Source organism: Corynebacterium sp. HMSC034E11 (genome assembly GCF_001835905.1).
GTDB lineage: Bacteria > Actinomycetota > Actinomycetes > Mycobacteriales > Mycobacteriaceae > Corynebacterium > Corynebacterium coyleae.
Window position 1 is genome coordinate 1 of record NZ_KV826414.1, and the last position, 8,695, is coordinate 8,695.

10 protein-coding genes are annotated in these 8,695 nt (G+C 59.8%); 9 read left to right on the forward strand and 1 reads right to left on the reverse strand.

Annotated features, from left to right (window positions below; genetic code table 11):
* Positions 1 to 35: 35 nt before the first annotated feature.
* From HMPREF2690_RS11965 to HMPREF2690_RS08355, 3 genes are all read left to right on the forward strand, one after another.
* Positions 36 to 713, forward strand: coding sequence for a hypothetical protein (locus HMPREF2690_RS11965; RefSeq protein WP_141761228.1), 678 nt, complete (start codon positions 36 to 38; stop codon positions 711 to 713).
* Positions 710 to 1,030: a hypothetical protein gene (locus tag HMPREF2690_RS08350; protein WP_141761229.1), complete on the forward strand. Its 321-nt coding sequence runs from the start codon at positions 710 to 712 to the stop codon at positions 1,028 to 1,030. The genes HMPREF2690_RS11965 and HMPREF2690_RS08350 overlap by 4 nt, the downstream gene beginning before the upstream one ends.
* A gap of 91 nt (positions 1,031 to 1,121) precedes the next feature.
* Positions 1,122 to 1,781, forward strand: a complete 660-nt coding sequence (locus tag HMPREF2690_RS08355; RefSeq protein ID WP_070820657.1) for a capsid assembly scaffolding protein Gp46 family protein — start codon at positions 1,122 to 1,124, stop codon at positions 1,779 to 1,781.
* 410 nt (positions 1,782 to 2,191) lie between these two features.
* Here the strand turns inward: HMPREF2690_RS08355 and HMPREF2690_RS08360 are convergent, their stop codons facing one another.
* Positions 2,192 to 3,259 (reverse strand): LLM class flavin-dependent oxidoreductase, encoded by a 1,068-nt coding sequence (locus tag HMPREF2690_RS08360; RefSeq protein WP_070820658.1) that lies wholly within the window; start codon positions 3,257 to 3,259, stop codon positions 2,192 to 2,194.
* Between the two features lie 155 nt (positions 3,260 to 3,414).
* Here HMPREF2690_RS08360 and HMPREF2690_RS08365 point away from each other — a divergent pair, with 155 nt between their 5' ends.
* From HMPREF2690_RS08365 to HMPREF2690_RS08390, 6 genes are all read left to right on the forward strand, one after another.
* A complete protein-coding gene (locus HMPREF2690_RS08365; protein WP_168156422.1) occupies positions 3,415 to 3,969 on the forward strand; it encodes an META domain-containing protein in 555 nt (184 codons plus the stop codon).
* Positions 3,970 to 4,021: 52 nt separating this feature from the next.
* Complete coding sequence (locus tag HMPREF2690_RS08370; RefSeq protein ID WP_168167295.1) at positions 4,022 to 4,579, forward strand: META domain-containing protein; 558 nt, start codon at positions 4,022 to 4,024, stop codon at positions 4,577 to 4,579.
* A 186-nt stretch (positions 4,580 to 4,765) separates the two neighbouring features.
* Positions 4,766 to 5,794: a siderophore ABC transporter substrate-binding protein gene (locus HMPREF2690_RS08375; RefSeq protein WP_070820660.1), complete on the forward strand. Its 1,029-nt coding sequence runs from the start codon at positions 4,766 to 4,768 to the stop codon at positions 5,792 to 5,794.
* A 7-nt stretch (positions 5,795 to 5,801) separates the two neighbouring features.
* The gene (locus tag HMPREF2690_RS08380) at positions 5,802 to 6,779 is read left to right on the forward strand and encodes an ABC transporter permease (RefSeq protein WP_070483090.1); all 978 of its coding nucleotides are present in this window, start codon (positions 5,802 to 5,804) and stop codon (positions 6,777 to 6,779) included.
* On the forward strand, positions 6,772 to 7,773 hold the full coding sequence (locus HMPREF2690_RS08385; RefSeq protein WP_070820661.1) for an iron chelate uptake ABC transporter family permease subunit: 1,002 nt from the start codon (positions 6,772 to 6,774) through the stop codon (positions 7,771 to 7,773). Before HMPREF2690_RS08380 ends, HMPREF2690_RS08385 begins: the two co-directional genes overlap by 8 nt.
* Entirely contained in the window at positions 7,770 to 8,525 is a 756-nt protein-coding gene (locus tag HMPREF2690_RS08390; RefSeq protein WP_070483094.1) for an iron ABC transporter ATP-binding protein, read from the forward strand. The genes HMPREF2690_RS08385 and HMPREF2690_RS08390 overlap by 4 nt, the downstream gene beginning before the upstream one ends.
* Positions 8,526 to 8,695: the final 170 nt, after the last annotated feature.

Sequence of the window (8,695 nt, forward strand, 5' to 3'; positions counted from 1 at the left end):
CGAAACGGCCTAAAACAACTTGACAAAACACACGTGTGCAGCGGCTCAGTGTGCCGGAGATCATCAGCCGCACGCAGGGCGACCAGCAGCACCGTGTGGAGTTGCTATACAAGCATGGCTACATTCGCTCGGTCCGTCCTGGCGTGTTGCCGGAGAAGGTGCGCGACTTGGTTGCTGACCCGGCTCGTGCGCGACATCAGGCGCTATTCGAGGAGTTTTCGAAGATTGCGCCGTCGATTGACCCAACATTGCCGGTAGAGCACATTACAAAGCGAAAGCCTGCGAAAATCACCAACAGCGGTCACATACGCGTGAGAGGAGGCCATGCTTATTCTCAACTTTCACCGATACGTGAAGAAATACAAGCAATTCGGCAGACACATCCTCAAGCGCCTCTTGCTGCTGAAAAGACCTTCTTCCCTGATCAAAATGACTCGGAACTAATCGAATGGTTGAGCACTGTAAGAAGTGATGGGTTTAGCGATCCTACTTATCTTGAACGCTCTAAGTTCGGAGGATGGAACGTACAAAAATCTGCCGTTGACCGAAACGGAAATCGCATTCTGGTTGAAATAGGCATTGGACCAGCCGGAGACGATGCCGATTTTGAATGGCAACTTACGACTGTATTTCCACGTTACGGTGATAAAGTACTAGCACTTGATAAGTCAGGCGAAGTGATAGAGAAACCATGGAGAGGAGGTGGATCGTGAACCCATACGATGCTGAACAAGGTCTGATGGAAGAGTTCGGAGTGGAGGACCGGCATCCAGCAAACGAACTCCGCAGCGTTTATCTGTTAGACGACTTTGTTGATGCCTGTGAACAGGGTGTTGTTCCTGATAAAGAAATAAAGAAGTCGTATCTTGCGCTTTGGGAAGACCCCGACGAGTGGTTCGATGATTCACTTTTCACCATCCCTGCCGTTGAACTTCTTTACACCGGCGTAAGGCAATTCGCGGCCATGGAGCCGCCTGTCGATGTGAACCTTCCATCTATCAAGACGCTCTTTCCTGACCGGGATTCGTAGAGTCCAGTAATCCATTAACCCATCACTGCGCGTGATGGGTTTTTTCATGCCCACCTACCGCTGGGTTTTCGTAATTTAAGGAGTTACCAACATGAAGAACCGTCTACGTCCTTGGGTGCGCATGTTCGCCGCCGAAGCCAATGCGGGCGAAGTTGCCGCCACCGGGCAGACAAGCGCACCAAGCCAGCAAACACCCCAGGAACCTGCCAAGGCCGCAGACCAGGACGGTGACGTCGAAAAGCCAACGGAGTCCGCGCCGGGCGAAAACGACGATGACAACGCCAACCCCGACGCGCGTGGCAGCAAACGCGCCGTGCTCAAGGACCTCGCGACAGAGCGCGACAAGCGTCAGGCCGCAGAAGCCGCGCGTGACGAACTTCAGGAACGGCTCGACGCAATCGACCGGGAAAAGATGACCGAACTTCAGCGCGCACAAGCCGACCTGGAAAAGGCCAACGCACGAATCGCTGAACTCGAAGCAGCAGAAACCGAGCGTGCACGCGAGCAACTCGTCACCAAGGTCTTGTCCGAGGCCAAACTCCCCGCCGAGATGGCGGACCGGCTTCGTGGCGAGACAGAAGAAGAACTCGCCGCCGACGCCAAGACCCTCGCCGCAGCGCTCGGCTTCGACCGCAAACCCGTCGACCCCTCCCAGGGGCAGGAAACGCAGCGAGCAAGCAAAGCTCAACACCCAGGACGACTACGACGCCACCGTCATCGACGAGTTCCGCAAGAGTTCTGTCATCCTTGACAACCTCATTTTCGACACCGCAGTCAACCCTGCCGGTGGCGGCGCAACGCTGACCTACTCCTACCGACGCGTCGCAACCCAGCGCTCGGCACAGTTCCGCGAACTCAACACCGAGTGCAAACCCGCCAGCGTCACCACCACGAAGCACTCCGTAGACCTGAAGGTGCTCGGCGGCTCCACTGAGTACAAATCCCCAGACCCTTACGGGCCTGGGGGTTTCTTCTTATTTGTCGGGGATTTGCGCCCAGAGCGGCCTTCACTCTGCGGTGCTCATCGTCTAGTTCCTCGACATCGTCTAGCTCCCCGCGCGGGCAACCAGACGATCAGCTCCATAATGAAAACGGTCCCCAATATGACCTGGGGAAACGTCGAGGCCACTGCGAGACCGTCTAGCGGCACCCGAAGGGGAGCTAGACGATCTCGTAGCCGGTGACGGGGCCCTCCGTGTTCGGCTGCCAACCGAGTGCTGGGGCGACGTGGGTGGCAAAGTTTTCCAGGATCTTTACGTTTACGTCCACGCCCATGCCGGTCGGGATGGTGAGCAGAAGGGTGTCGGCGGCCATGACGGCAGGGTCGGCCTTGAGCTGCTCGATGAGCTTGTCCGGCTCGGCGGCGTAGGTGCGGCCGAAGGTGGAGGCGCCGACCTCGGGAAGCATGCCTACCTGGTCGGAGCCGGAGGCCTGCATGCCGAAGCGTGCCATGTCGGCGCCGTCGACGATGGGGAAGATGGACCGGGACACGGACACGCGCGGGGTCCAGTCGTGGCCGGCTTCCTTCCAAGCTGCGCGGTAGCGGTTGATTTGGTCGACTTGGATCTCGCCAAGTGTCTGCGCGGTGGTCTCGGAGACCAGGGTGGAGGACATGAGGTTCAGGCCGTCTCGCGCGGTCTGCTCGGCAGACGCGTGGGTACCGGAGCCGTAGAAGATGTGCTTGCGCAGTTCAGGTGCCATGGGGAAGACCGGCAGGGTGGAGCCGGGCTGGAACATGTTGGGGTACTGGCGCTCGAGGGGCGCGGCGGTGGCGAAGCCGTGGCCGTCGACGGCGGCCATGAAGGTTTCGAGGTGGTTGCGGGCGACGTCGGCACCGTTCGGCGCTTCGCCCTTGTAGCCGAATGCTTCCCAGCCGCGCTCGGCGACCTCGGGGGCGCCGCGGGATACGCCAAGGGCGACGCGGCCGCCGGAGAGTTGATAGAGGGAGGCGGCTTCTTCGGCGAGGTAGAGCGGGTTTTCGTAGCGCATGTCGATCACGCCGGTGCCAACTTCGATGCGCTCGGTGGAGGCTGCAACTGCACCGAGCAGCGGCATCGGGGCGGAGGCTTGCGGGACGAAGTGGTGGACGCGGAAGGATGCGTTGTTGACGCCGATCTCGTCGGCAGCTTTGGCGATCTCGAGGTGGATTCTCGCTACCTTTTCTGCCGAGGGGCCGCGTTGGCCGCCGATGGCGTAGTGCCCGAAGCTCAAGAAACCGAATGCTTTCATGGGGTCCTCCAGATCAGTTATGTGACATATCAACAAATATCATAGCCTGTGCCGAGCAGCGCAACCGAAAAACGGCCTCAACGTTGTATTGGAGGAGCTTAAAAGGTTTATTAAATCCCTTGGCGCGACCACAGCCCGGCGCTACGGTCGTGCGCATGATTTCAAAGACTGCGAAGACGTTGTCCGCTGCAACCGCCCTAGCTGCCATCGCTGGCGGCTTCATTGGTGCTGGCACCGCGCACGCACAGGTAGCGCAGCTCTCGTCGGCCAACCCGAACCTGGACCAGTTGGTGCAGAAGGGTTGGGACACCTACACCGGCGCGGTGCTGGGCAATAAGGGAGGCATGTTGCTGAAGGATCTGCCGAAGGACGCCAAGCCACTGGCAGCAAAGGATGCAAAGGAAGCTCTCGCACAGCCGCTGCAGGCGAAGGAAGATGCCGCGATCACCCTGACGTTCACTCCGCAGGGCCGGCTCAATTACGACGACGGCTGCAACGTCGGCAACGCGACCTACAAGGTCAACGCCCGCGGTGGGGTGAAGGTGGGCACGTTCGCTGAGACCCAGCGTCTTTGCGACCCAACCCGCATGAACAAGTCCGATGAACTGAAGTCGATCCTGCGAGCGGGTCCCGCTGTGTACAAACTTAACGACGACACCATCGCTCTTGGCGCCCAAGGCAAGATGATTGAGTTTCTTGGAGTTGCATAGGCATCCCATGAAACCCCTTGAACCCGCGAATCCGGCCGCTACCGTGTGGGGCATGGGTATCAAGACTCAGAAAACATTGTCCATTGCAACCGCGCTCGCGGCCCTGGCCGGCGGCACCCTTGGTGTCGGCACGGCTGGCGCGCAGGAGCGCTCGAGCAGCATTGACCAGTTTGTCCAGATGAGTTCCTCCCTGTTTTCTAACCCGGCGGGGCAGCAGCCCGCTGGCGCTGGTCTGATGGTTCCGCTTGTGGAGGGCGCGACGCAGTTGCCTAACGACCAGGTCCAGCCCGCGCTGGACACCACCTTGCGCGCCAAGAACAACGACAAGGTCACCGTTGATTTCCGTCCGGACGGCACGCTGACCTACAACGACGGCTGCAACACGGGTAACTCCACCTACCAGGTGGATACGACCGGCAGGTTGCGCGTCGGTGACCTCAACGAGACCCGCATGGCGTGCCCTCCGGGTGCGGAGGTTGCCGCGAACGATCTAAAGACGATCCTGCGCGCCGGCCCGGCGGTGTTCCAGGTCGATCCGTCCACGCTTGCGCTGGCGGCGCAGGGGCAATCGATTGAGTTTGTGAAGTTGCCGGTGCGTGTCGTCGATTAGCAATCGAGACAGACTGCAAAGCTCCAGGTCATCCTGGGGCTTTTTGCTTTGCGACGACCCCACCTCGGCCATTTACAACACAGTTTTGTAGTCTAAATGGGCGGAAACCGGGGGTGCCGGTTGACTTTAAGTATGGCTACCCTAATATGTCCCAGGTAACCCTTACCTAAGTCTGGAAGGACGACAATGATCCGTTTCCCGCGCACCGCGCTGATCGCCCTCGCAGCCGCAGGCTCGCTGACCCTCGGCGCTTGCTCCAACGCAGAGCAGGCCGCTGAGACCACCACCTCTGTAGCAGCCACCTCCGAGGCTGCCTCCTCCTCCGCCACCACCGACGGTGACACCGTCAAGGTGACCGACAACTACGGCGAGAAGGAAGTGCCGGCCAACCCGCAGCGCGTCGTCGCTCTGGACAACCGCACCTTCGAGCTCCTGGACTCCTGGGGTGTTAAGCCGGTCGCAGCGCCGCGCGACCTCGTCCCGAACACGATTCCGGGAATTGCGGACAACGAGGACATCGTCAACATCGGCAACCACAAGGAGCCGAACCTCGAGGCCATCGTGGCAGCTGACCCGGACGTGATTGTCTCCGGTCAGCGCTTCCGTAAGTACGACGAGGAAATTGAGAAGCTGGTCCCGAACGCCGTGCTCGTTGAGTTCGAGCCGCGTGACGACGAGCCGTTTGACCGCGAGCTCATCCGCCAGACCTTGGCACTTGGCGACATCTTTGGCAAGCAGGCCGAGGCTGAGCAGACCGTCAAGGAGTTCACCGAGGCTGTCCAGCGCACCCGCGACGCGTACAACCCGGATCAGACCGTCATGGGTGTGAACGTTTCTGGTGGCGAGATCGGCTACGTCGCACCGGGTATCGGCCGCGTGTGGGGCCCACTGTTTGACCTCATCGGCTTCACCCCGGCGCTTCAGGTGGAGAACGCCTCTAACGACCACAAGGGTGATGACATCTCCGTCGAGGCAATCGCAGACGCGAACCCGTTCTGGATCTTCGCTCTCGACCGCGATGCAGCGATCAAGTCCATCAAGGATGCCCCGGAGGCTCTCTCCGTGATTAACGACTCTGCCGCGCTGCAGAACGTCACCGCGGTGAAAGAAAACCACGTCTACGTGGCGCCGAAGGACACCTACACCAACGAGTCCATCCTCACCTACACCGAGATCCTCAACGATCTGGCAGACAAGTTCGAGGCTGCAAAGTAACCCCTGAATGACACATCCAACTGCGACCACCACCCGCCCCAAGCTTCTGGATTGGAAGCTTGGGGTGGGTGTTGTCATTGTCGTTTTACTGCTGCTGACCTCGCTTGCGGTGGGGCAGTACGACATTTTGAATAGCGACGACGGCTGGGCCATGTTCCGTACGACCCGCGTCCCGCGCACCATCGCGTTGGTGCTCGCCGGCGCGGCGATGGCGATGAGTGGGTTGATCATGCAGATGCTCACCCAGAACCGCTTCGTCGAGCCGACCACCACAGGCACCACCGAATGGGCCGGCCTTGGCCTGCTCGCGTCGTTCGTGTTCTTTCCCAACGGCACGATCATGACGCGCATGCTGCTCGCCGTCGGCTTCGCATTCGTGGGCACGATGGTGTTTTTCGCCTTCCTGCGCAAGGTCACGCTGCGCTCCAGCCTGATCGTGCCGATCGTCGGCATCATGCTCGGCGCCGTGGTCAGCGCAGTCTCTACCTATTGGGCGCTGCAGGCCGATCTGTTGCAATCGCTCGGCGTGTGGTTTGCCGGCTCGTTCACCAGTGTGATCGCCGGCCAGTACGAGGTGCTGTGGATCGTGCTGTTCGTGGTCATCGCCGTGTTCTTCTACGCCGACCGGCTCACCGTGGCCGGCCTCGGCGAAGACGTGGCCACCAACGTTGGTCTGAATTACAACCGGATCGTGCTCGTCGGCACCAGCCTGGTCGCAGTGGCCGCCGGTGTGGTCACGGTTGTCGTCGGCAATCTGCCATTTCTGGGGCTGATTGTGCCGAACATTGTGAGCATGATGCGTGGCGACGACCTCCGCTCCAACCTGCCATGGGTCTGCCTTACCGGCATTGGAGTGGTAACGGTGTGCGACCTCATCGGCCGCACGATCATCGCGCCATTCGAAATGCCCGTGTCCGTCATCCTCGGCGTCATCGGCGCTGCGGTGTTTATCACCATGATTGTGAGGCGGAGCCGGAATGCGTGAGATCGGGGCGTTCCAGTCGTCGAAAAGCAAAAAGCGCTACTGGATGATTATTGCCGCGCTTGCGGTGGCCGCACTGCTATTTACCGCGGGGCTGCTCGCGTACGGCAACCCGATGGAGTTCGGATCCACCGGTTATTGGCTGATCGCGCAACGTCGCATGAACGCGGTGATCGCAATGGCAATCGTGGCTGTGTGCCAAGCGACAGCGACCGTGGCGTTTCAAACGGTGACAAACAACCGAATTCTCACCCCGTCGATCATGGGGTTCGAATCGCTCTACGTCGCCATTCACACCTCAACCGTGTATTTTCTCGGCGCCGCAGGGCTGATTAACGCGCACACCTTGCAGATGTTTGTCATCCAGCTTGTGCTCATGATCGGGCTCAGCCTGGTGCTGTACACATGGCTGCTCGCCGGCAACAATCCCGACATGCACGCCATGCTGCTGGTCGGCATTGTGCTCGGCGGGGGACTGGGTGCAGTATCCACGTTCATGCAACGCATGCTCACACCCAGCGAGTTCGACGTGCTCACCGCGCGCCTGTTTGGTTCCGTGAACAACGCCGACCCGGAGTACTACCCGTTGGCAATCCCGCTGGTCATCGTGGCGGCGGGACTACTGATCTTCAACTCGCGCGCGCTCAACGTCCTGTCTCTGGGCCGCGACGTGTCGATGAACCTTGGCGTAGACCATAAAAAGCACGCGATTTACACGCTCGTGCTGGTGGCCGTGCTCATCGCGGTATCGACCGCGTTGGTTGGCCCGATGACCTTCCTCGGCTTCCTCGTGGCCACACTCGCGTACCAAGCCGCGGATACCTACGACCACCGCTACGTCTTCCCCATGGCGATGCTGCTCGGATACTGCATCCTGTCGGGTGCGTACTTTGTGATGAACCACATCTTCTACGCACAAGGCGTGGTCTCCATCATCATCGAACTGGTCGGTGGCCTGACCTTCCTAATCGTGATTTTGAGAAAGGGACGCCTGTGATTCAACTCAAAGAAGTCCGCAAGGCCTACAGCAGCAGTGTTGACATCGGACCGGTCACCCTGGACATCCCCGAAGGCGGCATCACCGCCCTCGTCGGCCCGAACGGTGCAGGTAAGTCGACCCTACTGACGATGATCGGCAGGCTCCTCGACCTCGATTCCGGTCACATCGAAGTTGCAGGCATGGACGTCACCTCGGCGCGCTCGAAGGACCTGGCCAAAGTCGTGTCCATCCTGCGTCAGGAAAACCACTTTGTGACCCGCCTGACCGTGCGCCAACTCGTCGGCTTCGGCCGCTTCCCGTACTCGGGTGGGCGCCTGACCCCCGAAGATGAAGAGATCGTCTCGCGCTACATCGACTTCCTCGGCCTGCGCGAGCTGGAGAATCGCTTCCTCGACCAGCTCTCCGGTGGTCAGCGTCAGCGCGCCTACGTTGCGATGGTGCTTAGCCAGGAAACGAACTATGTGCTTCTCGACGAGCCCCTGAACAACCTCGACATCTCCCACTCCGTAGAGATGATGAAGCACCTGCACTCCGCATCCCGCGAGTTTGGCCGAACCATCGTGATCGTTCTGCACGACATCAACTTCGCCGCACGCTACGCGGACTACATCTGCGCAGTAAAGGACGGGGAAGTTGCCGCCTTTGGTGCGGTTGACGAGATCATGCGCGACAGTCTGCTGAGCTCCATCTTCAATACTCCGGTGGAGGTTATTGAAGGTCCGCATGGACCTATTGCGTGTTATCACTAAAACCTACGCTGTACTGCGGATTTGTGTTGTTTGTGAGTTCGTGGTTATATCTTCATCCGTTGCTTCGAGCGGCCTTGAGGGGCTGGCGAGAGGGAACGAGTTAATTTCATGAGGTTGCTGTGCAAGGTAAACGGTTGTTGAACTTGGGTTTGACTTTGGTTTACGTTGTG

Excerpts from the sequence above, each read along its gene's own strand:
- HMPREF2690_RS08370 (WP_168167295.1), top strand. The coding sequence starts at position 4,022 with ATGGGTATCAAGACTCAGAAAACATTGTCCATTGCAACCGCGCTCGCG.
- HMPREF2690_RS08355 (WP_070820657.1), top strand. The coding sequence starts at position 1,122 with ATGAAGAACCGTCTACGTCCTTGGGTGCGCATGTTCGCCGCCGAAGCC.
- HMPREF2690_RS08365 (WP_168156422.1), top strand. The coding sequence starts at position 3,415 with ATGATTTCAAAGACTGCGAAGACGTTGTCCGCTGCAACCGCCCTAGCT.
- HMPREF2690_RS08360 (WP_070820658.1), bottom strand. The coding sequence starts at position 3,259 with ATGAAAGCATTCGGTTTCTTGAGCTTCGGGCACTACGCCATCGGCGGC.
- HMPREF2690_RS08380 (WP_070483090.1), top strand. The coding sequence starts at position 5,802 with ATGACACATCCAACTGCGACCACCACCCGCCCCAAGCTTCTGGATTGG.
- HMPREF2690_RS08385 (WP_070820661.1), top strand. The coding sequence starts at position 6,772 with ATGCGTGAGATCGGGGCGTTCCAGTCGTCGAAAAGCAAAAAGCGCTAC.
- HMPREF2690_RS08375 (WP_070820660.1), top strand. The coding sequence starts at position 4,766 with ATGATCCGTTTCCCGCGCACCGCGCTGATCGCCCTCGCAGCCGCAGGC.